This window comes from Streptomyces sp. B21-105 (assembly GCF_036898465.1).
In the GTDB taxonomy this organism is placed as follows: domain Bacteria; phylum Actinomycetota; class Actinomycetes; order Streptomycetales; family Streptomycetaceae; genus Streptomyces.
Genome location: NZ_JARUMJ010000001.1, coordinates 4,190,928 through 4,215,521, shown reverse-complemented (window position 1 = coordinate 4,215,521; position 24,594 = coordinate 4,190,928). Strand labels below are relative to the sequence as shown.

20 protein-coding genes and 1 pseudogene are annotated in these 24,594 nt (G+C 73.1%); 14 read left to right on the top strand and 7 right to left on the bottom strand.

Annotated elements, in window-relative coordinates; all coding sequences use genetic code 11:
• Positions 1 to 55: 55 nt before the first annotated feature.
• From QA802_RS18880 to purU, 3 genes are all read left to right on the top strand, one after another.
• Entirely contained in the window at positions 56 to 2,002 is a 1,947-nt protein-coding gene (locus tag QA802_RS18880; protein WP_334524062.1) for a hypothetical protein, read from the top strand.
• A gap of 124 nt (positions 2,003 to 2,126) precedes the next feature.
• Positions 2,127 to 2,627 carry an SCO4402 family protein gene (locus tag QA802_RS18875; protein ID WP_079041271.1) on the top strand — a complete coding sequence of 167 codons (501 nt, stop codon included), beginning with the start codon at positions 2,127 to 2,129 and terminating at the stop codon, positions 2,625 to 2,627.
• A gap of 130 nt (positions 2,628 to 2,757) precedes the next feature.
• Positions 2,758 to 3,642 (top strand): formyltetrahydrofolate deformylase, encoded by an 885-nt coding sequence (gene purU, locus QA802_RS18870; protein WP_334524060.1) that lies wholly within the window; start codon positions 2,758 to 2,760, stop codon positions 3,640 to 3,642.
• 31 nt (positions 3,643 to 3,673) lie between these two features.
• On the opposite strand, the gene QA802_RS18865 is transcribed toward purU, so the two are convergent.
• Complete coding sequence (locus QA802_RS18865) at positions 3,674 to 5,302, bottom strand: immediate early protein (protein ID WP_334524058.1); 1,629 nt, start codon at positions 5,300 to 5,302, stop codon at positions 3,674 to 3,676.
• On the bottom strand, positions 5,299 to 5,889 hold the full coding sequence (locus QA802_RS18860; protein ID WP_334524055.1) for an RNA polymerase sigma factor: 591 nt from the start codon (positions 5,887 to 5,889) through the stop codon (positions 5,299 to 5,301). The genes QA802_RS18865 and QA802_RS18860 overlap by 4 nt, the downstream gene beginning before the upstream one ends.
• Before the next feature lie 373 nt (positions 5,890 to 6,262).
• On the opposite strand from QA802_RS18860, the gene QA802_RS18855 reads away from it, so the two are divergent.
• Positions 6,263 to 6,643: an STAS domain-containing protein gene (locus QA802_RS18855; RefSeq protein ID WP_319166466.1), complete on the top strand. Its 381-nt coding sequence runs from the start codon at positions 6,263 to 6,265 to the stop codon at positions 6,641 to 6,643.
• 214 nt (positions 6,644 to 6,857) lie between these two features.
• Positions 6,858 to 7,370 carry an EF-hand domain-containing protein gene (locus QA802_RS18850; RefSeq protein ID WP_334524053.1) on the top strand — a complete coding sequence of 171 codons (513 nt, stop codon included), beginning with the start codon at positions 6,858 to 6,860 and terminating at the stop codon, positions 7,368 to 7,370.
• Here QA802_RS18850 and QA802_RS18845 read toward each other — a convergent pair.
• On the bottom strand, positions 7,349 to 8,881 hold the full coding sequence (locus QA802_RS18845) for a class I adenylate-forming enzyme family protein (protein ID WP_334524050.1): 1,533 nt from the start codon (positions 8,879 to 8,881) through the stop codon (positions 7,349 to 7,351). The genes QA802_RS18850 and QA802_RS18845 overlap by 22 nt on opposite strands.
• 186 nt (positions 8,882 to 9,067) lie before the next feature.
• On the opposite strand from QA802_RS18845, the gene QA802_RS18840 reads away from it, so the two are divergent.
• The 4 genes from QA802_RS18840 (at position 9,068) to QA802_RS18825 (ending at position 13,402) form a co-directional block, all read left to right on the top strand.
• Complete coding sequence (locus QA802_RS18840) at positions 9,068 to 10,276, top strand: amidohydrolase family protein (protein ID WP_334524047.1); 1,209 nt, start codon at positions 9,068 to 9,070, stop codon at positions 10,274 to 10,276.
• Positions 10,277 to 10,309: 33 nt separating this feature from the next.
• The gene (locus QA802_RS18835; protein ID WP_334524044.1) at positions 10,310 to 11,446 is read left to right on the top strand and encodes an acyl-CoA dehydrogenase family protein; all 1,137 of its coding nucleotides are present in this window, start codon (positions 10,310 to 10,312) and stop codon (positions 11,444 to 11,446) included.
• A gap of 10 nt (positions 11,447 to 11,456) precedes the next feature.
• Positions 11,457 to 12,338, top strand: coding sequence for an acyl-CoA dehydrogenase family protein (locus tag QA802_RS18830; protein WP_334524042.1), 882 nt, complete (start codon positions 11,457 to 11,459; stop codon positions 12,336 to 12,338).
• 551 nt (positions 12,339 to 12,889) lie between these two features.
• Positions 12,890 to 13,402, top strand: a complete 513-nt coding sequence (locus QA802_RS18825; RefSeq protein WP_334534740.1) for an ATP-binding protein — start codon at positions 12,890 to 12,892, stop codon at positions 13,400 to 13,402.
• A 573-nt stretch (positions 13,403 to 13,975) separates the two neighbouring features.
• Here the strand turns inward: QA802_RS18825 and QA802_RS18820 are convergent.
• The gene (locus QA802_RS18820; RefSeq protein WP_334524040.1) at positions 13,976 to 14,902 is read right to left on the bottom strand and encodes a cyclase family protein; all 927 of its coding nucleotides are present in this window, start codon (positions 14,900 to 14,902) and stop codon (positions 13,976 to 13,978) included.
• A gap of 102 nt (positions 14,903 to 15,004) precedes the next feature.
• On the opposite strand from QA802_RS18820, the gene QA802_RS18815 reads away from it, so the two are divergent.
• From QA802_RS18815 to QA802_RS18795, 5 genes and pseudogenes are all read left to right on the top strand, one after another.
• On the top strand, positions 15,005 to 15,922 hold the full coding sequence (locus tag QA802_RS18815) for an SDR family oxidoreductase (RefSeq protein WP_334524039.1): 918 nt from the start codon (positions 15,005 to 15,007) through the stop codon (positions 15,920 to 15,922).
• Between the two features lie 109 nt (positions 15,923 to 16,031).
• The gene (locus QA802_RS18810; protein WP_334524037.1) at positions 16,032 to 17,180 is read left to right on the top strand and encodes an acyl-CoA dehydrogenase family protein; all 1,149 of its coding nucleotides are present in this window, start codon (positions 16,032 to 16,034) and stop codon (positions 17,178 to 17,180) included.
• Positions 17,181 to 17,199: 19 nt separating this feature from the next.
• Positions 17,200 to 18,248 (top strand): annotated as a pseudogene (locus QA802_RS18805) (Zn-dependent alcohol dehydrogenase).
• Positions 18,249 to 18,351: 103 nt separating this feature from the next.
• Positions 18,352 to 18,645: a hypothetical protein gene (locus QA802_RS18800; protein WP_334524034.1), complete on the top strand. Its 294-nt coding sequence runs from the start codon at positions 18,352 to 18,354 to the stop codon at positions 18,643 to 18,645.
• Positions 18,646 to 18,811: 166 nt separating this feature from the next.
• Positions 18,812 to 20,386, top strand: coding sequence for a multicopper oxidase family protein (locus QA802_RS18795; RefSeq protein ID WP_334524031.1), 1,575 nt, complete (start codon positions 18,812 to 18,814; stop codon positions 20,384 to 20,386).
• Positions 20,387 to 20,402: 16 nt separating this feature from the next.
• Here QA802_RS18795 and QA802_RS18790 read toward each other — a convergent pair whose 3' ends face one another.
• The 3 genes from QA802_RS18790 to QA802_RS18780 form a co-directional block, all read right to left on the bottom strand.
• Positions 20,403 to 21,038: a flavin reductase family protein gene (locus tag QA802_RS18790; protein WP_334524028.1), complete on the bottom strand. Its 636-nt coding sequence runs from the start codon at positions 21,036 to 21,038 to the stop codon at positions 20,403 to 20,405.
• Positions 21,039 to 21,129: 91 nt separating this feature from the next.
• The gene (locus QA802_RS18785) at positions 21,130 to 21,972 is read right to left on the bottom strand and encodes an enoyl-CoA hydratase/isomerase family protein (RefSeq protein ID WP_334524025.1); all 843 of its coding nucleotides are present in this window, start codon (positions 21,970 to 21,972) and stop codon (positions 21,130 to 21,132) included.
• Positions 21,973 to 22,068: 96 nt separating this feature from the next.
• The gene (locus QA802_RS18780) at positions 22,069 to 24,294 is read right to left on the bottom strand and encodes an acetate--CoA ligase family protein (protein WP_334524022.1); all 2,226 of its coding nucleotides are present in this window, start codon (positions 24,292 to 24,294) and stop codon (positions 22,069 to 22,071) included.
• Between the last annotated feature and the right edge of the window lie 300 nt (positions 24,295 to 24,594).

Genomic DNA, 24,594 nt, shown 5'->3' with positions numbered 1-24,594 from the left:
GGAACCGGTAGCGTGAACCGACGATTCCGAAGGTCCCCCATCAGCAGGAGTCCCGGTGACGCAGAGTGGACAGGGCGAGGAGCCCTCGGCGCAGCCCGCGCGCGAAGGCATCGTGCTGCCCTCCGACGGCGGGGCGCCCCTGCTGCCGGGAACGACGCCGGACGTGCGGCGCCCGGCGGCCCGGCCGCAACCGCAGCCGGACGCCCCGTCGGAGCCCCACCCCGGCGGGTACGACGGCGGGCCCTACGGACAGCAGCCGTACGGGCAGGCGGAGGCGCCGCAGCCGTACGGGCAGCAGCCGTACACACAGGGCGACGGGCAGCAGCCGTACGGCCGGCAGCAGCCGGGGTACGGACAGCAGCCGGAGCACGGGCCGGAGTCACAGTACGGACGGCAGCCGGGGTACGGGCGGCAGCCGGAGTACGGGCAGCCGGCGCAGGCCGGCGGACAGACCGCCGGCGGACAGACCTGGGGGCAGCAGTCCTGGGGTCCGGACCAGCAGTCGCCGGTCCCGCAGCAGCCGGACGGGAGCTGGCCGCTCCCCCCGGACCAGGCCCACCCGCAGCACCAGCCCCAGCAGCAGCCCGAGCAGCAGAACCCCCACCAGCCCGAGCAGCGGAACCAGTGGGGCGTTCCGCAGCAGGATCCGTGGGACGACGGCCGCCGGGCGGGGGCCGGGCCGCTCCCGCCCGAGGGCGCACCGGCCCCGGCAGCCCCGGCGTACGGCCAGGGCAGACCGGGCGCGCCCCTGCCGCCGGTCGCGGCCGCGACCGCCCCCGGCGACGAGGGTGCGACGCAGTACATACCGCCGGTCCCGGCCGCGCCCGCCGACGAGGGCGCCACCCAGTACCTTCCGCCGATACCGGCCGCGCCCGCCGACGAGGGGGCGACGCAGTACATACCGCCCGTCGTGCCGGGCGCGCTGCCGCCCGAGGCTCCTGCCGAGTCGACCCACTACCTGGGCCGCACGCCGCAGCACCCGGCTCCCCCGCACACGCAGGGCGCCCCCGGCTCGATGCCGGGCGGGCACCCCGACGCCGAGGCCACCCAGTACATCCCGCCGGTCGCCGCACAGGGCGCCGGCGACCGGCAGCAGCCGCCCGCCGGCTTCGAGAGCCTCTTCCGCGACGAGCCGGCCGGCGACGGCCCGGCCGGCTCGACCCAGTTGCTGCCGCTCTTCACCGACCCGGACGCCCCCGCACCCGCACCCGCCGGCCGGCCGGGCCGTGGTGCTCCCGCCGCCCGCTCCGCCCAGTCCGGCTACGCGCCGCCCGCCTACACCCCGCCGGCCTACACCCCGCCCGGCGACCCGTCGGCGGGCGGTCGCCGCGGGACGCGGAACGACGATGACGGCGGCCGTGGCCGGGGGGACCGCACCGGCTCACGGGTGCCGTTGTTCGCGGCGATCGGCGTGGCTCTCGTGGTCGTCGGGGTCGGCGCGGGCGCGATGCTCGGCGGCGGCTCGGACGGCGGCGACGACAACAAGACGGTGGCCGCGTCGGGACCGGCGACCGGGCAATCCGGGTCGGCGTCCTCGGACGGGGCGGGGGAACAGGCCGCCGAACTGGACAAGCTGCTGGCGGACAGCGGCAGCAGCCGGGCCAGCGTGATCAGCGCCGTCGCCGACGTCAAGGCGTGCGGCGATCTCGCCCGGGCGGCCACGGATCTGCGGGACGCGTCGAAGCAGCGCGCCGGTCTGGTCACCCGGCTGTCCGGACTGAAGGTCGACCGGCTCCCGGACCACACCGCGCTGACCGCCGCGCTCACCAAGGCGTGGCAGGCGTCCGCGTCCGCCGACGACCACTACGCGGCCTGGGCCGACCAGATCGCCAACGACAAGAAGAAGAACTGCAAGAAGGGCTCGGCCCGCACCACCGGCGAGACGCAGGCCGGCAATCGCGCGAGCGGCACCGCGAGCGCCCAGAAGGCGCAGGCCGCGAAGCTGTGGAACGCGATCGCCCGGAAGTACGGGCTGACCGAGCGCCAGCCCACCCAGCTGTGACGGCCCACCCAGCTGTGACGGCCCCCGGCGGCCTGCCGTGGAGTGACCCTCGTCGTACGTTGCGTGACCGAAAGGTGGATCGTGGGGGTCCGTGCCGCTCGCGGGGCGCGGAAACGTACGATCGGTGACCGTGCAAGGTTCGGAGAACTCTTCCCGTCGCGGCCGTCGCTCCCCCACCATGGGCGGCATGCCACTCAACGACATGCCGTGGTGGCGCTGGCGCAGCAATGTGCGCTCCGCGCTGCACATGCTCTCCGATCCGGCGTTCCAGCAGAACGTCTGGCTGGCCGGCGTCGAGGGATACGGGGACGTCACCGACGCCGTGTACCGCCTCGTCGAGGACACCTGGCTCGACAACTGGTCCGCCGAGAAGTACGTCGGCACGATCTTCCGCGACTCGCAGGAGGCGGCGCTCGTCGACACCGCCGTGCTCCGGGTGCTGCGGATCATGCACCAGGTCGGGCCGGACGCCCCGGTCTCCGCGTACGTCGACAACCAGGGCTGGCCGGACGCGGTGCGGGCGGCGCGGGACGCGCACGTGCGGATGGCGGCGAGCGACGGGGACGACCCGGACGCGCCGCCCCGCACCCTCGAGGTCCTGCGGATCATGACGCGGGCGGCGTAGCCACGGGCGGCGTGGCCACGGCCGGTGCGGCCGCCCCTGGCGTGGCGTCGGCCGGTGGGACCGCGGGCGTCGTGTTCCGTCCTGCGGGACGATTGCCGGCGGCGGCGGGGGGTGTGCGACCCTGTCGGGCATGAACGCGCAGTCCGCCCGAGCCGCGGCGACCCCCGCCGACCAGTACGTCCTCACCCTTTCGTGCCCCGACAAGCAGGGCATCGTGCACGCCGTGTCGAGTTACCTCTTCATGACCGGCTGCAACATCGAGGACAGTCAGCAGTTCGGCGACCACGACACGGGTCTGTTCTTCCTGCGCGTCCACTTCTCGGCCGAGCCGCCGGTGACGGTGGACAAGCTGCGGGCCAGCTTCGCGGCGATCGGCGACTCGTTCCACATGGACTGGCAGATCAACCGGGCCGACGAGAAGATGCGCATCGTCCTCATGGTCAGCAAGTTCGGGCACTGTCTGAACGACCTGCTGTTCCGCGCCAGCATCGGCGCGCTACCGGTGGAGATCGCGGCCGTGGTGTCCAACCACACCGACTTCGCCGAGCTTGTGGGCTCGTACAACATTCCCTTCCAGCACATTCCGGTGACGAAGGACAACAAGCAGCAGGCCGAGGCGCAGCTGCTGGAGCTGGTCCGGGAACGGGACGTCGAACTGGTCGTCCTGGCGCGCTACATGCAGGTTCTCTCCGACGACCTGTGCAAGCAGCTCAGCGGCCGGATCATCAACATCCACCACTCGTTCCTGCCGAGCTTCAAGGGCGCGAAGCCGTACCACCAGGCGCACGCGCGGGGCGTGAAGCTGATCGGGGCGACGGCGCACTATGTGACCGCCGATCTCGACGAGGGGCCGATCATCGAGCAGGAGGTCGAGCGGGTCGGGCACGGCGTCACGCCGGACCAGCTGGTCGCGATCGGTCGGGACGTGGAGTGCCAGGCCCTGGCGCGGGCCGTCAAGTGGCACGCGGAGCGCCGGATCCTGCTCAACGGACGCCGGACGGTCGTCTTCCCCTGAGGCGTGTTTCCCAGGGCCCGCACCGTCCTCGCTACATCCGGCTGAGGGCGGCCGCCGCGAACAGTACGTCCCTGATCGCGTCCCGGTCGCCGACCTGGCCCGCCGCAGCCTCCTCCGGGGACACGTGGCCGGCGGCCAGGCGGCAGAACTCCACGTCGTCCATGGCCACATGGGCCACCTCGTCGTCGGCGGGGCCCGCCGCGCCGCGCGGGTCCTCCGGTCCGGACGGGACCGGGAACGCGGGCGAGTCCAGTGGGATCAGCCACTGGCCGCCGCCAGAGCCCTCGATCTCCAGCCGCAGGCTGCGGCCGGGCAGCTTGGGCCGGCCGGCGGACCTCAGGTGCCGGGTGCGTGCGGGCGAGGCGAGTCCGGCGCGACGGCGGGCGGCGAGCGTCTCCGGCAGCATCCGCGCGGCGAGGTCGATCATGCCGTGGAGATGGCGCGGCGCGGGCGGCGCATAGGGGTAGTCGACCGCTTCCGCGATGTCCTCGGCGTGCACCCAGCACTCGAAGGCCCGGTCCAGCATCGCGTCCCGCAGGGGGAGTTCGAAGCCGCCGTACGACACCGGCAGGCCGGCGGGGTCTCCTCCGGAGGAGGACACCGTGCGGACCAGGGCGTGGGTCTGCTCGCGCCACGGGCCGCGCACCGAGCGGTTGGGCGGGAAGCGCGCGCCCGCCCAGAGCGCCTCGGTGCGCTGCGACGGCGTCCGCGTCCGGCTCTTCGTCCGGCCCGGCCCGTCCGGCCAGTCCGGCCCGTCGGGACCGTCCGGCTGATCCGGAGGGCCGCCCGCCGCCGGCTCCCGGTCCGGGTCCAGGCCCAGGTCCAGCGGGTCGTCCAGGCCCAGGGCGACGGCGATCAGGCCGTCCACCGCGAGGAGATGGGCGATGACCCCGGCGACGGTGGTCCGGCGGCTCGTCGCGCTCTCGCCGCGGAACCAGCGCAGCCGCACGGGCGCGTGCCACTCGGCGTCCCCGAAGTCCTGGAGCAGGGCGTCCAGTCGCGCGGTCTCGGCGTCGTACGACGCCGCCCAGGCGGGCACCGGGATGCGCGGCGGACGTCGTTCCAGGCAGCCGTCGAGGACGCGGGTGCGCAGCGCGGGGTCGAGGTCGAGGGACTCCGAGCGATGGAGCAGTCCGACGGCTTCGCGCAGTCGCCGTGCCTCGTCCGCGCACGCGCCGCAGTCGCCGAGATGCACCTCGACGGCGTCCGTCTCCTCGGACGAGCAGGCCGCCAGGGCCCACGCGCCGAGCAGGGACTTGAGGATCGGATGCTCGAGCCTGACCGGTTCCGGTCCGGCCGGCTCCGCCAGTGCAGGCAGCGGCAGCCCGCTGTCCTCCACGGAGACGCGGGGGAGGGGGATGCGAGGGGCGGGCGTGGGCGTGGGTGCGGGCGCGTCCTCGGCGCGCGGATCCCCGGCCGCGTCGCACGCGTTCTCCGCATCGCCCGCGTTCTCCGCGCCGCCGGTCCTGCCTTTGCCGCCCGCGGCTTCCGCGTCCGGTGTGCTCCCCACGTTCCGCGTGCTCCCCTTGCTCCCCGTGCCCCTGTCCCTGCTCTCCGTGCTCTCCCTGTTCTCGTCCGTGTCCTTCGCGTTCTCGCCGCCGTACGGCTCGAAGGCGTGCGGCTCGAAGTCGTCTCGCTCGAAGTCGTTCGGGTCGTTCACGCCGCGCCTCCGTAGCCGGGGGGTGCTCCGGGGGCCGCGGTGTCGTGGGCGGTGGAGAGCAGTTGCAGGCCGAGACGGAGCCGTCGTCGGGCCTCGTCCTCGGTGACGCCGAGGTCGGCCGCGGTCTGGCGGTAGTCGCGGCGCTGGAAATAGGCCAGTTCCAGGGCGGCGCGCAGCGGGGCCGGCATGGCCTGGACGATGTAGTCGGCGCGGGCGGCGACGGACGCGTGCCGCACCCTGCGCTCGAGTTCCTCGGTCGCCTCGGCGCAGCCGTGGCCGGTCTCGGCCAGCGCGGCGGTCTCGGTGGCGCGCAGGCGCTGCACGGCGAGACGGTGGGTCACCGCGGCGACCCAGGTGCGCAGCGGGCCCTGCCCGGGCTCGTAGTCGTCCGGGTGTTCCCAGACGTGGGCGAAGACCTCGCGGGTGACGACGTCCGCGGCTTGCTCGTTTCCGAGCACGCGGTGGGCAAGACCGTGCACGAGCGAAGCGAACCGGTCGTAGAGCTCGCCGAGGGCGGCCGCCTCACCGCGTGCGAGCCGCTGCTGCATCTTGCGGTCCCAGCGGGGCGGTGCGTCCCTTTTCGCCATGCGTCCCCCTCACCGTGTGCGTCCCGTACCTGCGCTTGTGTCCGTGCCGACGTCGTGCTCGTGGCCGTGCCGGCGTCGTGTCGGTGTCCGTGCTCGCGTTCCGTCGCCTCGAATGTAGTCGGCACGTACGACGATGCACGCCCCTTTGTTTCAATGTGCGCCCCCTGTCCGCCGGAGGGTGGTATGGGGCCGCGCCTACCCGACAGACATGGATCGAACCGGACTGCATATGACAGAAACAAGCCTCTTTCTCTCAGTTTCTGTTTTTGCTTGGGCGTTTCGGGGCACGGCCGCTGGGCAGCCGCGCTGCAAGGAAGCGAAGGGACCGCTTCCGTTTACTGCGAGCTACGGCTGGCTACAGCGAGCGAAAGGCGTGAGGGTGGCCTTCAAAGTGACCGTCGGCGAGCAGGGTGGATGGGCCGTGCTGCAGGTGTCGGGCGAGCTGGACCTGGTGACGTCGCCGGTGCTGCGGCAGAGGGTGCACGACGAGGTGGCCGAGGGCCGGCACAGTCTCGTCCTGGACCTCTCCGAGGTGTACTTCTGCGATTCCAGCGGAGTCGGCGTGCTCATCGCCGCCCGCCGCCTCATGCGCTCCTGCCGGGGACGGCTGCGCCTGATCCTCCCCGCGCGCGGTGCGGCCGAGGGCTCCCACGTCAACCGGGTGCTGGGCGCGCTCGGCGTGCGCCGCCTCTTCGACGTCTACGCCGATCTCGCGGACGCCGTGGACGACGGGACGGAACCGCTGTCGGCGTGAAGCCGTCGTTTCGCCACCCGCTCGTCCCGAATCGCCCACGGTCCGGGCACAGGCGGCCCCTTCCCGCTGCCCGGACGCCGTCCGCGTCGTACGCTCCCTGCCGGAAGCACTCTTCGCAGCGCCTTCCACCGCAGTGCCAACCGCAGTGCCAACCCACTGCCCACCGCACTGCCCACAGCGCGCCCACCGACGACGTAAGGCGGCCGGAGAAGACATGGTCAACAGTGAGTACGAACGCAGGATCGCCGCCCGGTTCGCCACCTTCGACCAGGACGGCAACGGCTACATCGACCGCGCGGACTTCGCCGCGGCGGCCAAGGCGGTTCTCGCCGAGTTCGGCGTCGCCGCCCGCTCCGACAAGGGGCAGGCCGTCTACGTGGGGGCCGAGGCGTTCTGGCAGGGCATGGCCGGCATCGCCGACCGCGACGGCGACCAGCGCATCACCCGCGAGGAGTTCGTGACCGGCGCGGTCAAGCGCCTGCGCGACAACCCGGAGCGGTTCGCCGAGATCGCCCGCCCCTTCCTGCACGCGGCCCTCGACGTGGCCGACGCCGACGGCGACGGCCGGGCGACGGTGGAGGACACCGTGCGGGTGCTCCGCGCCCTCGGCGCGCCCGAGGAGGTCGCCCGGGGAGCCGCCGGCGTGCTGGACGCCGACGCCGACGACAAGGTCGGCGAGGCCGAGATCGTCCCGGCGTTCGCCCGCTACTTCACCGTGCCCCAGTAGCGTTCGCGCAGCTTGTACTTGAGGACCTTGCGGAGTGTGTCGTTGCGCGGCAGGGCGTCCACCAGCTCCAGCTGCTCGGGCAGCTTGTGCACGGACAGTCCCGCCGCGCGCAGATACGACGTGACCGCCTCCAGGGTCAGCGCCCGTGCCCCCGGCGGCTGCTCGACGACCGCGCACACCCGCTCCCCGCGCTCGGCGTCGGGCAGGCCGATCACGGCGACGTCCCCGACGCCGGGGTGGGCGGCCAGCAGGTCCTCGATCTCCTTGGCGGAGACGTTCTCCCCCTTGCGGATGATGACGTCCTTCAGCCGCCCGGTGAGCACCAGGTGCCCGCCGGCGGTCAGCCGCCCGAGGTCGCCGGTGCGCAGGAAGCCGTCCGCGTCGAACGCCTCGGCGGTCTGGCCGGGGTCCAGGTAGCCCCGGCACACGGCCTCGCCGCGCAGCCGCACCTCGCCGTCCCCGGCGATGCGTATCTCCATGCCCTCGGGCGGCCGTCCCTCCGTCGTCGCGAGGTTCTCCGCCGTGTCGTCCGGCGCGCCCATGGTGATCATCGGCACCTCGGTCATCCCGTAGCCGTGGGTGAGCTGCACGCCCATCTCGCGCACGACGGCGTGGTAGACCTCCGGCGGCTTGGGCGCGCCGCCGCCCGCGAGCAGCCGCAGCGTGGGGATCACGGGGACGCCCGGCTGCTTGCGCTGCTCGGCGAGGAACATCGAGTAGAACGCCGTCGACCCGCCCGCCACCGTCACGCCGTGCCGCCGGTACTCCGCCAGTGCGTCCGGCAGCGCGAAGTGCTCGAACATCACCGCCGGGAAGCCGTAGAGCAGCAGCATGACGGTGTAGTCGGGGCCGGCGATGTGGGCGTAGGGGAAGGCCATGGAGCCGACGTCGTCCGCCGTGAGGCGCAGCGCGTGGGCGAGGCAGGAGCCGCCCGCGATCAGTGAACGGTCGGTGTGCAGGACGCCCTTGGGGTCGGACGTGGTGCCCGAGGTCCAGTAGATCCAGCGGACCGAGCCGCCCTCGGCGGGCGGGGCGGGGAGGACCGCGGGATCGCCCTGGGGCAGGTCGTCGTAGGCCTCGAAGACGCCCTTCGCGCCGAGCCGCCGGGCCATCTCGGTGTGGTCGAAACCGCGCCAGGTGCCCGGCGTCGCGAAGAACTCCGCCTTCGACTCGCGCAGCGCGAAGCCGACCTCGCGGTCGCGGTAGAAGGGGATGACGGGGGTCTGCACGGCCCCCAGGCGGGCCAGGGCGAAGGACAGCACGGCCGTCTCGAGGCGGGTCGGCAGCTGCCAGGCGACGACGGTGCCGGGGCGTACGCCCATGTCGTACAGCCCGGCCGCCGTCCGCTCGGCGCGCTCGCGCAGCTCGCCGAAGGTGAGGGCGCGGTCGCCCTGGAGGAGGACCCGGCGGCCGGGGGTGAGGTCGGCGCGGCGGGCGAGCAGCTCCCAGAGGGTGCGGGAGTCGCTCAGCTCGTGGGCGGTGGCGGTGGCGGCGGTGTCGGTGTCGTTCACGTCGGCTCCCGGCTTCCTGGCGTAGCTGACGGACAGTCAGATCTGGGCAGAGCGTAGGGCCGGTCGCCTTGTCGGTCCAGGGGGTGCGGGCTAGCCTGCAGAGAGCACAGATCTGACGATCCATCAGATAACACGTCGGGCCGTCCACCACCGGACCACCGGCGTTCCGCCAGGCGGAGGGGAACCATGAGCACCGAACTGCCGCGCATCGTCAGCGTGGACGACCATGTGATCGAGCCCGCACACCTCTTCTCGACCTGGCTGCCGAAGAAGTACCGGGACCGGGGACCGCAGCCCCTCACCGCCGGCATCGGCGAGCTCGCCTACGTCGCCGGGAAGTACCAGATCACGATGGACCCGGACGGCCCGCCCACCGACTGGTGGATCTACGAGGACCTGAAGTTCCCGTACAAGCGCAACATCGCCGCCGTCGGCTTCGACCGCGACGAGATGACCCTCGAGGGCATCACCCGCGAGGAGATGCGGCGCGGCTGCTGGGACCCGAAGGCCCGGCTGGCGGACATGGACCTCAACCACGTCGAGGCCTCGCTGTGCTTCCCGTCCTTCCCGCGCTTCTGCGGGCAGACCTTCGCCGAGGCGCACGACAAGGAGGTCGCGCTGGCCTGCGTGCGCGCCTACAACGACTGGATGGTCGAGGAGTGGTGCGGCGGCAGCGGCGGCCGGCTGATCCCGCTGTGCCTGATCCCCCTGTGGGACATCGGCCTGGCGGTCGCCGAGATCCGGCGCAACGCCGCCCGCGGGGTGCGCGCGGTGACCTTCTCCGAGATCCCCAGCCACCTCGGGCTGCCGTCGATCCACTCGGGCTACTGGGACCCCTTCTTCGCGGTGTGCGAGGAGACGGGCACGGTCGTCAACATGCACATCGGCTCGTCGTCGCAGATGCCGGCCGCCTCACCCGACGCGCCCCCGGCCGTCCAGGCGTCCCTTTCGTTCAACAACGCGATGGCGTCGATGATGGACTACCTCTTCAGCGGCGTCCTGGTGCGGTTCCCGCGCCTCAAGCTGGCCTACTCCGAGGGGCAGATGGGCTGGATCCCGTACGCCCTGGAGCGCGCCGACGACGTCTGGGAGGAGCACCGCGCGTGGGGCGGCGTCCGCGACCTGATCCCCGAGCCGCCGTCGACCTACTACTACCGGCAGATCTTCTGCTGCTTCTTCCGCGACAAACACGGAGTGGCCTCCCTCGACGCGGTGGGGCGCGACAACGCGACCTTCGAGACCGACTACCCGCACGTCGACTCCACCTTCCCGCACACCAAGGAGGTCGCCCTCGACCACGTCAAGGGCCTCGACGACGAGACGGTCTACAAGCTGATGCGCGGCAACGCGATCCGCATGCTGGACCTGGACCTCGACCTGGACCTCGACAAGTAGTCGGCGCGACGGCCGAAGGAGGGGACGAGGACCATGGACCTCTCGGACAGCCCCGAGGACGCGGAGTTCCGGGCCCGGCTGCGGGAGTGGCTGGTCAAGGCGCTGCCCACGCTCCCGCCGAAGCCGTCGCCGGACGACTGGCCGGCCCGCCGCGCCTACGACCTCGGCTGGCAGCGGGCGCTGCACGACGCCGGATACGCCGACGTGCACTGGCAGGCCTCGCCGGGCGTCCGCCTGATCTTCCTCGAGGAGACCGAGAAGGCGGGCGCGCCCTACGTCGGCGCGGGCTTCGTCGGGCTGCTGCACGCCGGCCCGACGATCGCCGCAGAGGGGACGCCCGAGCAGCGGGCCCGCTGGCTGCCGCCCATCCTGCGCGGCGAGGAGGTGTGGTGCCAGGGCTTCAGCGAGCCCGACGCCGGGTCCGACCTCGCGGCACTGCGCACGCGCGCGTGGCGTGACGGCGACGCCTATGTGGTGAGCGGGTCCAAGATCTGGACCTCGCACGCGGAAGTCGCCGACTGGTGCGAACTGCTGGTCCGCACCGACCCGGACGCGCCGAAGCACCGCGGCATCAGCTGGCTGGCCATGCCCATGGACGCGCCGGGCGTCACGGTCCGCCCGCTGCGCACGCTCGCCGGGTCCGCCGAGTTCGCCGAGGTGTTCCTCGACGAGGTGCGGGTGCCGGTCGCCAACCGGGTGGGGGCGGAGAACGACGGCTGGCGCGTGACGATGGTGACGCTGTCCTTCGAACGCGGCACCGCCTTCGTCGGCGAGGTCGTCGCCTGTCGGCGCGTGCTGGGCGAACTCGCCCGCCAGGCGCGGCGCACCGGACGCTGGGACGATCCCGTCCTGCGGCGTCGGCTGGGGTCCCTGAACGCCGAGTTCCGGGCGCTGTGGCGGCTGACGCAGTGGAACGTGAGCGCGGCGGAGGCCGCGCACGGCGGGGTGCCCGGCGTCGGCGGCTCGGTCTTCAAGCTCCGCTACTCGCAGGCGCGCCAGGAGCTGTACGACGCCGCCGCCGAGGTCCTGGGCGACGCGGCCCTCGACGCCGACCGGCCGTGGACGGCCGACCGGCTCTCCTCGCTCTCGTACACCATCGCGGCCGGCACGTCGCAGATCCAGCGCGACATCGTGGCCGAACGGATCCTGGGTCTGCCGAAGGGGAGGTGAACGGTCCGTCATGCGATTTCTTCTGACGGAGGACCAGCGGGCGCTCCGCGACGGGGTGCGGGAGCTGCTGGCGCGCCGGTTCGACCGGGTGGCGCTGCGGGCCGCCGTGGACCGGCCGGGGGAGCTGGACCGGGCGCTGTGGCGGGAGCTGGGCGCGGCCGGATTCTTCGCGCTGCGGCTGCCGGAGGCGGACGGCGGCGTCGGACTCGGGCTGCCCGAGGCGGTGCTGGTCTTCGAGGAGGCGGGCCGGGTGCTGCTGCCGGGCCCCCTGGTGGCCACCCACCTCGCCGCCGGGCACGTGCCGGGCGCGGCCGAGGGTGAGACGGTCGTGGCGGCCGTCGACGGCGGCGGGCTGGTGGAGTGGCTGGCGCAGGCGGACGTCGTGCGCGGGGACGCCGACGGGGCCGTCCCGCTGCGGTCGGTGGACCCGCTGACGCCGCTGCACGCCGTCCCCGCGCGCGGGACGGCCGATCCCGTCGCCGTCCTCCTCACCGCGGCGGAGCAGCTCGGCACCGCCACGCGCGCGTGCGAGCTGGCCGTGCAACACGCCCGGGCGCGTGAGCAGTTCGGTCGGCCGATCGGAGCCTTCCAGGCCGTCAAGCATCTCTGCGCGGAACTGCTCGTGCGGGTCGAGACGGCCCGCGCGGCGGTCTACGCGGCCGCCGTCACCGCCGACCCGGCCGACATCGCGGCGGCCCGGCTGCTCGCCGACGACGCCGCCGTGCGCGGCGCGCGCGACTGCCTCCAGGTGCACGGCGGCATGGGGTTCACCTGGGAGGCGGACGTCCACCTGCTGCTGAAACGGGCATGGGTGCGCACACGGCGTGCAGGTGGGAACACGGAGGGTGAGGAGCTGCTCGCGGCCGATCTGCTGGCCGGCGCGGACCGTTAGCGGTCCTGCCTGCGCGTACGGCCGACGCGGCGGACGGACGGCCGTACGCGTGTCGCGGATCGTGGCATACCGTAAATCACGGAGCGTTGATATCGGGTTGTGTCCGATGCGTGACCCGTCACGGCCCGGAGTCGGCGGGCCGCTCCGGTACCTTCTGTGGGATGCGAGTGGTTCCGAGCATGAGCCATGCCGGCGGTGCCCCTGGGGTGATGCCGGATCCGGCGGTGCGCGCCGCCGCTCGCTGGGCGGACGGGCGTATGACCCCCGCCTGTTCGACTCCCCGCAACGAGCGTCGCACAGTATGCCGCACGGGTACTCCTTCGCGCTGGAATATGCCCGAAGCGCTTGTTGAGGTGACTGTACGTCAACCAAGCTGTCTCGTAAGGGATTCACGTTCCGTCACCCTGCCTCTGGCCGTTGTTCTGGCCATGCAGAAAATGGCTACGATCGTGGCCCCCGTCGTCATGGTGCACACGCGGCTAGCGTGGCTGGCGTGGCGTACGGCCATGTGTCCGCCGGTTCGGATGGTGTGAGCGGTGCAGGTGCTTCAAGTGCAGCTGGAGATCCGGCCCGACCCCGCTGAGGTGGGGCGCGCCCGCAGGTGGGCCCGTTCGCGCCTGGTCGGGTCCGGGATAGGGGACGAGGAGCCGCTCGCCGAGACGTTGATCCTGCTCGTCTCCGAGCTGGTCACCAACGCCGTGGTGCACACCGGCTGTCCGGCCGTGCTGCGGCTCTCCCTGCCGGGCGGGGCGGCCGAGCCGTCCATCGTCCGGCTGGAGGTGGCCGACTCCAGCGACCGGGCCCCGGTGCCCCGCTGCGCGGGCGACGAGGCGACCGGCGGGCGCGGCCTGGCCCTCGTCGACGGCCTCGCGGACCGCTGGGGCTGGAGCGTCGAGGGTGCGGGCAAGCGCATCTGGTGCGAACTGGACCGCTGTGCGGCCCCGGCCGAGTCGGCGGTGGACCGTGGCGGCGCGGCCGAGTGCGCGGGCGTTCCCGAGTGCGCGGGCGGTCTCCGCAAGGAACCCCAACCGGCGTACGGCGGGCTGGCCTACGGGGCGGTCTGACGGGGCGGCCTGGCGGGGCGGTCCGGCGGGTCGGCCTGACGGGGTCGGTTCGGCGGGGCGACGGCGGCGCATGCCGCATGGTGCGCGGCGCATGTCGCACGGCGCACGGGTGCGGATTGTTGCGGGCGGCGCCCGGCAGTCCGGCAGTCGTGGGGCGCGGGTGCAGAAGCGCTGTCGGCTCCGGGCCGGTTCCGGTTCGGTGCGCCCGTCCGTGCTTCCGTGCGCGCCCATTGTGAATGGGGCGTAAGTAATAAATCCCCTTCCGGGTGTTGACGTCCGTTGTCCGTTTGATCACGCTTGTGGTCAGCGATCCGCCGTGAGGGGACGGCGAGGGCCTCGGTGACGGAGGTCCTTGCCGGGTGCGGATCGTGATTCGGCGTCGGTTCCCTCAGGGCCGAGAGGAGTCGACGGGGGTCCTCCGCTCGGGCGTAACCGAGGGCGGGGGACACGCCGGAGTCGGATGGCGGTGCGCGGTGCCGTGCTCGGGGCGGGCAGCCGCGCGCCGCCGACCGGCGCGCGCCGCCAAGCCGTGCGCGCCCTCATCCCAGATCCTCGCTCCCTCACGCTTTCGGGTCAGAGAACCGCCACCGGAGCCACCGGCGTCCCCGTCCCGCCGACGAACGGCTCGGGCATCGCCGACAGCAGGAACGCATAGCGGCCGACTTCTCCACAGGCTGTGGACAACTCTTCGAGATTCCAGTTCTGGCCCTGCAGCATCCCCATCTCCACGAGATCGAGCGCGTGTACGGGCAGCCACAGATCGTCGATCTCCGGCGGGAAGATCTCGAACGTGAGGGTGTCGTTGGCGACGGCCGCCACATCGCGCGCGTGGAACCACTCCGGCGTGCGCACCGACAACCCCGGCGACGGGAACCCGTACCCCTGCCGGTCGCCCGCCAGACAGACCTGGACCTGCCCTGTCCGGACGAGCACGATGTCGCCGGCACGCACGCGCGTGCCGGCGAGCTCCTCGGCCGCCTCCAGGTCCTCCGGCGTCACCGCGTGGCCGCCCGCCAGCCGGTCGACGCCACGCGCGCGTGCCACGTCGAGCAGCACCCCGCGCGAGACCACGTGCCGCACCTTGTCGATGCCGCTGAACTCGGCTCCGCCGTGCGCGGTGACACTGGACGCCGGACGGCCGTTGTAGAGCTTGCCCGAGTGCGAGACGTGGGTCAGGGCGTCCCAGTGGGTGCCCGCCTGCAGGCCCATCGTCACGGCGTCGTCGCTGCACGCCACCGTCCCCGGGCCGAAGATCTCCTGGTTGATCTGCACCATGGTGTGCAGGGGGTTGATCCGTCCCGGGATCAGACCGGTCTGCACCCCGTCCTCCCGCAGCGGGAGGGCGAGCGGGACGCGACGCCCGGAGCGGATCTCGGCAGCCGCCCCGCGGACCACCTCGTCCGTGACGAGGTTCAGCGTGCCGATCTCGTCGCCCGCCCCCCAGCGTCCCCAGTTGTTGACGCGCTTCGCGATGTCGTGGAACTCGGCCGGCAGTGTCATTCCGTGCCTCCCCGGGGCTTGTCCCCGACTGTCCGACAGGTCAATCTGGTCCTCACATCCAAAATCTAACGGTCCGTCAGAAACTGCGGGAGGGGGCTCGGCATGGGGAACTTCCTGGCCGGCAGGAGCATCGCCGTCACCGGCGCGGGGCGGGGCATCGGGCGGGCGGTCGCGCTCGCCGCCGCCGCGCAGGGCGCGCGGGTCGTCGTCAACGACTACGGCGTGGCGGTGGACGGGGCCGCGCCCACGAGCGAGGTCGCCGAGGCCGTCGTCAAGGAGATCGAGGCGGCCGGCGGGGAGGCCGTCGCCGTCGCCGACGACATCTCCACGATGGCCGGCGGCCGACGGCTGGTCGACGTGGCGGTGGAGTCGTACGGGCGGCTCGACGGGGTCGTGTGCGTGGCCGGCATCCTCCGCGAGCGGATGCTGTTCAACATGTCCGAGGAGGAGTGGGACCCGGTCGTCGCCACCCATCTGAAGGGCACGTTCACCGTGTTCCGGGCCGCCTCGGAGGTGATGCGCGCACAGCGCGGCGGCACCCTGATCGGCTTCACCAGCGGCAACCACCAGGGATCCGTCTCGCAGGCCAACTACAGCGCGGCCAAGGGCGGGATCATCTCCCTGGTGCGCAGCGCCGCGCTCGGCCTGCACAAGTACGGGGTGACCGCCAACGCGGTGGCCCCCGTGGCGCGTACGCGCATGTCGGCCGGGGTGCCGACGGAGCTGTCGGAGATCGGCGAGCCGGAGGACGTGGCCGCGTTCGTCGTCTACCTGCTGTCGGACAAGGCGCGCGAGGCCGGGATCACCGGGCAGGTGTACACCGTCGCCGGGCCGAAGATCGCGGTGTGGGCGCAGCCGAGGGAACTGAGGTCCGTCTACGCGGAGGGGGGTTCCTGGACGCCGGAACGGATCGCGGAGTCCCTTCCGGCCTCGGTGGGGGTCGATCCGATGCCGATGCTGGCGCGGCTGGAGGAGATGGCGCGGGCCGCGCGGCAGGGGAGCCGCCCCAACGCCCGGTAGGGCGTGTTTCGAAAGTCCCGTCTGCCCGGGGGGCGTCCTGGTTGGTCGCGCGGATTCTCGCGCCCTGAGGTACACGCGGTCGCGGTCGCCCCTTCTCGAGGAGGTCAGCATGGATTTCGGTTTCACCTCGGCGGACGACTCTTTCCGCGTCGAAGTACGCGACTGGCTGGCCGCACACGCGCCGCAGGCCGCCGACCGGCGGTCCTGGGAACGGGCCCTCGGAGCGGCCGGGTGGATCGGGCTCGGCTGGCCGGAGAGCGGGTACGGGAACCGCACCGGGAGCCTCACCCAACAGGTCGCCTGGGCCGAGGAGTACGCCCGGTCGGGCGCGCCGCCGCGCTCCGGGCACATCGGCGAGAACCTGCTCGCGCCCACCCTGCTCGCGCACGGCACGGACGAGCAGAAGGCGCGCTTCCTGCCGCCGGTCGCCGCCGGCGACGAACTGTGGTGCCAGGGATACAGCGAGCCCGGTGCCGGGTCCGACCTCGCCGGCGTCCGCACGCGTGCCGAACTCGCCCCCGACGGACGGTCGTACCGCGTCACCGGCCAGAAGATCTGGACGTCCCTCGCCCACGAGGCCGATTGGTGCTTCGTCCTCGCGCGCACCGACCCGCACTCACGGCGGCACCGCGGTCTGACGTTCCTCCTCGTGCCTATGGACCAGCCGGGCGGGATCGAGGTGCGGCCGATCCGGCAGCTGACCGGCACCAGCGACTTCAACGAGGTCTTCTTCGACGGGGCGCACGCGCGCGCGGAGCACGTCGTCGGCGCGCCCGGAGACGGCTGGCGGGTCGCGATGAGCCTGCTCGGCTTCGAGCGCGGGGTGTCGACCCTCGCCCAGCAGATCGGCTTCGCCCAGGAGTTGGAGCGGGTCGTGCGCGCCGCCGTGGAGACGGGCGCGGCCGACGATCCCGTCGTGCGCGAACGGCTGGTGCGGCTGTGGGCGGAGCTGCGGACCATGCGGTGGAACGCGCTGCGCACGCTGGGCGGCAACGGCGGGCAGGGCGCGCCGAGCGTGGCCAAGCTGCTGTGGGCGGGCTGGCACCAGCGGCTGGGCGAGGTCGCCGTGCAGGTGCGGGGAGCGGCGGCGAGCATCGGACCGGCCGACTGGACGCCTGCCGCGCCGTACGAACTCGACGACGCGCAGCATCTGTTCCTGTTTTCCCGGGCCGACACGATCTACGGCGGCTCGGACCAGATCCAGCGCACGATCATCGCCGAGCGCGTGCTCGGCCTGCCCAGGCAGCCCAAGGGATGAGGCGGAGGGGAGCAGCGTGATGCGAGGCGTGGTGTTCGACGGGAAACGGGCCGAGGTCGTCGACGACCTTCAGGTGCGCGATCCGGGAGCGGGCGAGGTGCTCGTCGCCGTCTCGGCGGCCGGGCTGTGCCACAGCGACCTGTCGGTCGTCGACGGGACGATCCCCTTTCCCGCGCCGGTCGTCCTCGGGCACGAGGGCGCGGGGGTGGTGGCGGCGGTCGGCGCGGGGGTCACGCACGTCGAGCCCGGGGATCATGTCGCGCTGTCCACGCTCGCCAACTGCGGAGCCTGCGCGGAGTGCGACCGGGGCAGGCCCACGATGTGCCGGAAGGCCATCGGGCGTCCCGGGAGACCGTTCACGCGCGCGGGGCGGCCCCTGTTCCAGTTCGCGGCCAACTCCGCCTTCGCCGAGCGGACGGTGGTGAAGGCCGTGCAGGCGGTCCGGATCCCCGGGACATCCCGCTGACGTCGGCCGCGCTGATCGGGTGCGGGGTGCTGACCGGCGTCGGGGCGGTGCTCAACCGCGCGCGGGTCGGGTACGGCGAGAGCGTCGTCGTCATCGGGACCGGCGGGATCGGGCTGAACGTGGTGCAGGGGGCGCGGATCGCGGGCGCGTCGCGGATCGTCGCGGTGGACGCGAACCCGGCGAAGGGGGCGATGGCCCGGCAGTTCGGCGCGACCGACTTCCTCACTTCGACGGACGCGGTGCGCGAGGTGCTGCCGACGGGCGCGGACCACGTCTTCGAGTGCGTGGGCCGGGTCGAGCTGATCCGGCAGGCGATCGACCTGCTCGACCGGCACGGCCAGGCAGTGCTCCTGGGGGTCCCGCCGGCCACCGCCGAGGCGTCCTTCCTGGTCTCCTCGATGTACCTGGACAAGTCGATCCTGGGCTGCCGGTACGGCTCGTCGCGCCCGCAGCGGGACATCGCCCTGTACGCCGGTCTGTACGGCGAGGGCCGGCTGCTGCTCGACGAACTCGTCACCCGGACCTACCCGGTCGAGGACTTCGAGAAGGCGATGGCGGACGCGGAGGCGGGCCGCGTGGCCCGCGCCGTACTGACGTTCTAGCGGCCCGGCGGTGCCGACCGGTTTGGCGGTTCCTGCTGGTCCGGCGGTTTCGGCAGGTCCAGGTTGTCCACAGGCTGCGGAAAACTTTTCGGGGCGGCATCGGGTGCCGCCCACTACGGTCGACAACCCCGACCTGCTGGCCGCCGGCTACTCCGTCGTGTACGCGGCCGCCGGCGCGGGTTACGCGGCGACGGGCTCGCTGGCGGGCCCGCTGCTCCGGGAGGTCGCGCCGTCCACGGCGATACTCGCCGGAGTGGGTCTGACCCTGACGCTCACCACGATCGGCTGGTGGGGCGAGACCCGTCGCGCCGCCCGCCCGCCACGCCACACCGCCCACGCCGCGACCCTCACCGAAGCGGCAGGCCCGATCCTCAGATCACCGCATGTCATCGACTGAAGTCTGGGACCGGGACGCGGTCGCGGGCAGGCCGCGCCGGACCATGAACGCCACGGGCGATACGACCTGGCACGGGTGGCTACTCCGCGTACTGTGTGACTACATTCAGTGACGGGCGGCCGGGCTGCCGAGATGTCCCGCCGTTCGCTGTCCGTGGAGGCGATTGATGACGTCGTTGGCCCGTCGTGACGTGCTGAAGTGCCTGCCGGTCGTGGCCGGCGCGGCCGTGAGCGGGGCGGTCGGGAGTGGGGAGGCCGTGGCCGGGGGGACCGGGAACGGGGCGGCCGTGACCGGGGCGGTGGCTGCGCCTGCGCGCGATGCCGGGTTTCCGCAGGCGGAGACGCGGCGGGCGGATCCGGACACGGGGCGGCTGGTCACCCGGTTGACCGTCGCGTTCACCGAGTTGGCGGTGCCCGGTGTGGGCCGTGTGCTCACCCGCACCTACGAGGGGTCGGTCCCGGGGCCGACGCTGCGGGTGCGGCCGGGGGAGACCCTGGAGATCACGCAGGTCAACGCGCTGCCGCCGGACACGGCGACGACGCATCATGAGGACGTCAACGTCCCGCACCACTTCAACACCTTCAACCTGCACACGCACGGGCTGCACGTCGATCCCGAGGGCGAGTCGGACAACGTCTTCCGCGCCTTCGAGCCCGCCGGCGCGCCGGGGGAGACGACCACGTACCGCAGCACCGTCGACATCCCCGAGGGGCATCCCGCCGGAACCTTCTGGTACCACCCCCACCACCACGGGTCCACCTCCACCCAGGTGCTGAACGGCATGGCGGGCGTGCTCGTCGTCGAGGGCGACGTCGACGAGGTGCCGGAGATCGCGGCGGCCCGGGAGGTCGTCCTGTGCGTCAGCGAGCTCAAGCTGTCCGGCGAGCGGGTGCCGGACCTGACCTCGCACGGCATCTGGGACGGCATCACCTCGACGTTCCTGGTCAACGGGGCGAAGAACCCCGTCCTGACCATCGCCCCGGGGGAGATCCAGCGCTGGCGGGTCGTCAACGCCGGAGCCCTCAGCGCTCACTTCCTGAGCCTGAGCGGCCTGGAGATGCACCAGATCGCCTGTGACGGCATCACCTTCATGAAACCCGTCGCCACCACCGGCGTGACGCTGCCCATGGGCGGACGGGTGGACCTGCTGGTCCGCGGCGGCAGGCCCGGCACCTACACGCTGACCGGCGGGGGGCCCTCCCGGCACCTGCTGACGCTCGTCGTCACCGGTGCCGCCCGCGAGATGGCGCTGCCCGCCGCCCTGCCCGGCCGGCCCACCGGACTGCCCGAGCCGACCCGCACCCGGAGGCTGATCTTCCGCAGCAGCGAGAACGTCTTCTCAGGCGCCTTCCCGAACGCCTACCAGATCCTCGGCGACGGTGAGACGCCGCCCGCCGACCCCCGGGCCGGCCTCGGCGACCTCGCCTGGGGCCGCCTCTCCGCCGACTACGTCAACCAGCGCGTCCGGCTGGGCGAGGTCGAGGAGTGGACGATCGTCAACGACTCCCACGCCCACAGCCATCACCCCTTCCACCTGCACACCAACCACTTCCTCCTCACCGCCGTCGACAACCGGAAGTTGGCCACACCGGTCTGGCACGACACCGTCGCCGTCCCGCCGAACGGTTCGATCACCTTCCGGCTGCGCGCCGAGGACTTCACCGGACGCTCGATGCTGCACTGCCATCAGCTCCAGCACGGCGACGAGGGCATGATGCAGGTCGTCGAGTACGTGCGCTGAGCGGCCGTCCGTCGCGTCAATCCGACAGGAACCGGCCCCGGTGGAACAGCAGGGGCGGCGGCTCGTCCCCGTCGCCGTCTGCGTTGCCGTCTCCGCCGCCGTCCGTGCCCAGGGCGTTCACCCGGCCGACGACGATGAGGTGGTCGCCGCCCGTGTGGACCGCGTGGATCGTGCAGTCGATCCACGCGAGGGCGCCGGCGAGGCGCGGGGCGCCGGAGACCGGCGCCGGGTCGTGGTCGACGCCGGCGAACTTGTCGGTGCCGCTCGCCGCGAAGGCCCGGCACAGCGCCTGCTGGCCCGCGCCGAGGACGTTGACGCAGAAGACGCCCGCGCGGGCGATCCGCGGCCAGGTCGTGGACGTCCGGCCGACCATGAAGACGACCAGGGGCGGGTCGAGGGAGAGCGAGGAGAACGACTGGCAGGCGAAGCCGGCGGGAGCGCCGTCCGCGTCGGCGCCGTCGGCGGCGGGCGCGGTCACGACCGTCACTCCCGAGGCGAAGCTCCCGAGCACCCGGCGGAACTCGCCCGCGTCCACCGGCGCCCGCTCGTCCTCCCGGACGCAGCGCAGCTCGGGGCGCGGCAGGGGCTCGACCGGTCGGCCCTCCGCCCGCAGATACCGCACGGCCGCGGCCGCCATTCCCGCATGTCCCATCACATCCCCATTGAAGCTGACGGATCGTCAGATAGGAAGGGGTGTGCGGGTCCCCGGTGCCCGGTCTCTCCTCCCCCTGCGGTCAGTGGCGTCAGCGGCCCCGGAAGGCCGCCGCGCGGCGTTCCGTGAAGCTCCGCACGCCCTCCTGGGCGTCCGCCGTCGTCATGTTGATCTCCTGGGCGGCGGCCTCGGCGGCGAAGGCGGTCGTGCGGTCGGCGTCGAGGGAGGCGTTGACGAGCTGCTTGGTGAGGGCCAGGGCGCGGGTCGGGCCGGCCGCCAGCCGGGCCGCCCACTCGCGGGCCGTCTTGTCCAGGTCGCCGTCCGGGACGACCCGGTTGACCAGGCCGAGGCGGGCCGCGTCGGCCGCGCCCAGCGTGTCGCCGAAGAACATCAGCTCCTTGGCGCGCTGGGGGCCCACCAGGCGGGGGAGCAGATACGCGCCGCCGCCGTCGGGGACCAGGCCGCGGCGGACGAACACCTCGATGAAGCGGGCCGACTCGGCCGCCAGCACCAGATCGCAGGCGAGCGCGAGGTGCGCGCCGAGGCCGGCCGCCGTGCCGTTCACGGCGGCGACGACCGGCTTCTCGCAGTCGAGGACGGCGGCGATCAGGCGTTGGGCGCCGACTCGGAGGGTGCGGGCCACGTCCCCGGCGATCCGCTCGCCCGCCGTCGTCGCCGCCGGTGCCGTCGCAGCCGTCGCAGCCGTCGCCGTTGCCGCCGCCGTCCCGCCCCGCAGGTCCGCGCCCGCGCAGAAGCCGCGGCCGGTGCCGGTGAGGACGACCGCCCGCACCTGTGGGTCGGCGGACGCTTCCGCGAGGAGGGCGATCAGGTGGTCGCGCTGGTCGGGGGTGAGGGCGTTGAGCGCCTCGGGGCGGTTGAGGGTGAGGCGGGTGACGTGGTCGTCCGTCGTGGTAAGGATCGAGGGGGCGGGCATGCGTGTCCTCCGTTTCGGCAGGGGTGGGCCAGGGCTATCGGGGACGGCCCCGCCCCTCGTCTCGTCCACCGCCCGGCATCGGCCGCGCTGCGGATCTCACCGGCATACCGCCAGCGCGTCCAGCGCCACCGCGCCCTGCCCGCACGGCAGCACCACCAGCGGGTTGATGTCGAGCTCCGCGAGGTCGCCGCCCAGCTCCAGGGCCATGCGCTGGACCCGCAGCACGACCTCGACCAGCGCGTCCACATCCGCCGGGGGACGGCCGCGGACGCCGTCCAGCAGGGCCCGTCCGCGCAGGTCGTCGAGCATCGCGCGGGCCTGGTCCTCGCCGAACGGCGGCACCCGCACGGCGGCGTCCCGCAGGACCTCCACCAGCACCCCGCCCAGGCCGACCGTCACCGTCGGCCCGAACAGCTCGTCGTGGGTCACGCCGACCACCGTCTCCACGCCCCGCTCGACCATCTGGCACACCAGGACGCCGTCCAGCGCGACGCCCTCGTAGCGGGCGATGTCGGTCAGCTCGCGGTAGGCGTCGCGGACCTGGCTCGCCGAGGTCAGGCCGATCTTCACCAGGCCCAGCTCCGTCTTGTGGGCGATCTGCGCGCCGGACGCCTTCATCACCACCGGGTAGCCGACCAGACCCGCTGCCCGCACCGCCGCCGCCGCGCTGGTCACCAGCTGCTCGCGCGGGACGCGGATGCCGTACGCGCGCAGCAGCTGCTTCGCCGCGTGCTCGCTCAGCTGCTGCCCGGGCCGCATCAGCAGCTGCGCCTTGCGGTAGGACGGGGACAGGGTGCGCGGGGCCTCGTCGAAGGGCGAGCGGTAGTCGCTGACGAAGCGGTGGTGCCGCAGATGGGCGCGGACCGCCGTGACGCAGTTGGCGAGGGTGCGGAAGGTCGCCACCCGGGAGGAGCCCAACAGCACGTCGCGGTAGGCCGGTTCGGTGCCCACCGGGGACCCCCAGACCACGCACACCAGCTTGTCGGTCTGCTCGGCCGCGTCCACCAGGTCGCGTACGAGACGGTCGCTCAGCGGCGGGAACGGGCCGGTGATCGGACAGATCAGGACGCCCACCCCGGGGTCGGCGAGGATCGCGTCGATGATCTTCCGGCCACGGGCGTCACCGACCGGATGGCCGCCGTTGTCGACCGGGTTGGCGACGTTCAGGTACTCGGGGATCCACTGGTGCAGCTCGGCCTGCTTCGCGGCCGACAGGGCCGGCAGTTCGAGGCCGGCCGCGGTGGCCAGGTCGGCGGCGTGGGCGCCGGTGCCGCCCGAGATGGAGTAGATCACCACGCCGGACGCCCGCGGCGGCCGGGCGCGCGCCAACAGGGCCGCCGTGTCCTGCAGTTCGTCCAGGCCGTCGACGCGGATCACGCCGAACTGCCGCATCGCCGCGTCGACGACCTCGTCCGCGCCGGTCAGCTTGCCGGTGTGGGTGGCGGCGGTGCGGGCGCCGGACTCGGTGCGGCCCACCTTGACCGCGACGACCGGCACCCCGCGCCGGGCCGCGCGGTCGGCGGCGAGGAGGAAGGCGCGGCCGTCCTTCAGGCCCTCCACGTAGCAGGCGATCGCGCCGACCTCGGGGCGTTCGGCGAAGTAGGACAGGAAGTCCGCGGTCTCCAGGTCGGCCTCGTTGCCGGTCGGCGCCCAGTGGGAGAGGCGGACGCCGAGCTCCTGCAGCGCGAAGACCGGGCGGCCCTGGTGGCCGGACTGGGTGATGAGCGCGATCGACGGCCCGGTGAGATCGTCGCGGAACCGCTCGAAGGCGTTGAGGTTGGTGTTCGGGCCGAGGAGCCGGACCCCCGAGCGTTCCACGGCCGCCGCCAGACGCTCCTGCTCGGCGGCCCCCGCCTCGCCCGTCTCCGCGAAGCCGGAGGCGAAGACGACGGCGAACCTCACCTTCGTCCCGGCGAGTTGCTCGATCACCGGCACCGGGTCGGCGACCAGCAGGACGGCCAGGTCGACCTGTTCGGGCAGCTCGGCGACGGAGGGCACGCAGGGGATGCCGAAGACGGTCGCACGGGTGGGGTGCACGGGATGCAGCCGCGCCCCCACCCGCTCGGCCCAGTCGACCAGTTGCCGGGTGACACCGGTGTTCGGGCGGCCTTCGGCGTCCGAGGCGCCGACGACCGCGACCGACTCCGGCCGGAAGAACCGGTCCAGGTCGGGGACGTCCGCGTAGAGCGGACGGCCGCTGACGTCGAGGTCGTCCGGCTGGGCCGGCCGGCCGTGGACGGCCGGTCCGGGTTGCTCGCCGCACGCGAGGACCCGGGCCCGGCGGGAGTCGGTGGTGAGGGTGCCGTGGGTTGATCCAAGCATCGGTCCGCCCGCTCCTGTGTGACTGCCATGGGTGACTGTCGAGTAACTGACGCTCTGTCAGGTTACATACCTGACGGACCGTCAGGAACGGTCGTGCACACAGTCGCCGAAACAGGCGCCGGAACTGTTGCCGAAACTGTCGCGGGAACCGTTGCCGCAGCAGTCGCCGGAACTGTTGCCGGAACAGTCGTTCACACAGTCGTCCGCACCGGAACGAACGGAGACGGCCGGAGACGGCCGGACCGGGATCGGACCGGGATCGGACCGGGCCGCCTCCGTCGTGTCGTGCAGTGCCGTGGC

Bases quoted from the DNA above. Each gene is read 5' to 3' on its own strand.
- purU (WP_334524060.1), top strand. From the start codon at position 2,758: ATGAACGCGCAGTCCGCCCGAGCCGCGGCGACCCCCGCCGACCAGTAC.
- QA802_RS18860 (WP_334524055.1), bottom strand. From the start codon at position 5,889: ATGGCGAAAAGGGACGCACCGCCCCGCTGGGACCGCAAGATGCAGCAG.
- QA802_RS18850 (WP_334524053.1), top strand. From the start codon at position 6,858: ATGGTCAACAGTGAGTACGAACGCAGGATCGCCGCCCGGTTCGCCACC.
- QA802_RS18840 (WP_334524047.1), top strand. From the start codon at position 9,068: ATGAGCACCGAACTGCCGCGCATCGTCAGCGTGGACGACCATGTGATC.
- QA802_RS18835 (WP_334524044.1), top strand. From the start codon at position 10,310: ATGGACCTCTCGGACAGCCCCGAGGACGCGGAGTTCCGGGCCCGGCTG.
- QA802_RS18830 (WP_334524042.1), top strand. From the start codon at position 11,457: ATGCGATTTCTTCTGACGGAGGACCAGCGGGCGCTCCGCGACGGGGTG.
- QA802_RS18820 (WP_334524040.1), bottom strand. From the start codon at position 14,902: ATGACACTGCCGGCCGAGTTCCACGACATCGCGAAGCGCGTCAACAAC.
- QA802_RS18815 (WP_334524039.1), top strand. From the start codon at position 15,005: ATGGGGAACTTCCTGGCCGGCAGGAGCATCGCCGTCACCGGCGCGGGG.
- QA802_RS18810 (WP_334524037.1), top strand. From the start codon at position 16,032: ATGGATTTCGGTTTCACCTCGGCGGACGACTCTTTCCGCGTCGAAGTA.
- QA802_RS18795 (WP_334524031.1), top strand. From the start codon at position 18,812: ATGACGTCGTTGGCCCGTCGTGACGTGCTGAAGTGCCTGCCGGTCGTG.
- QA802_RS18790 (WP_334524028.1), bottom strand. From the start codon at position 21,038: ATGGGACATGCGGGAATGGCGGCCGCGGCCGTGCGGTATCTGCGGGCG.
- QA802_RS18785 (WP_334524025.1), bottom strand. From the start codon at position 21,972: ATGCCCGCCCCCTCGATCCTTACCACGACGGACGACCACGTCACCCGC.
- QA802_RS18780 (WP_334524022.1), bottom strand. From the start codon at position 24,294: ATGCTTGGATCAACCCACGGCACCCTCACCACCGACTCCCGCCGGGCC.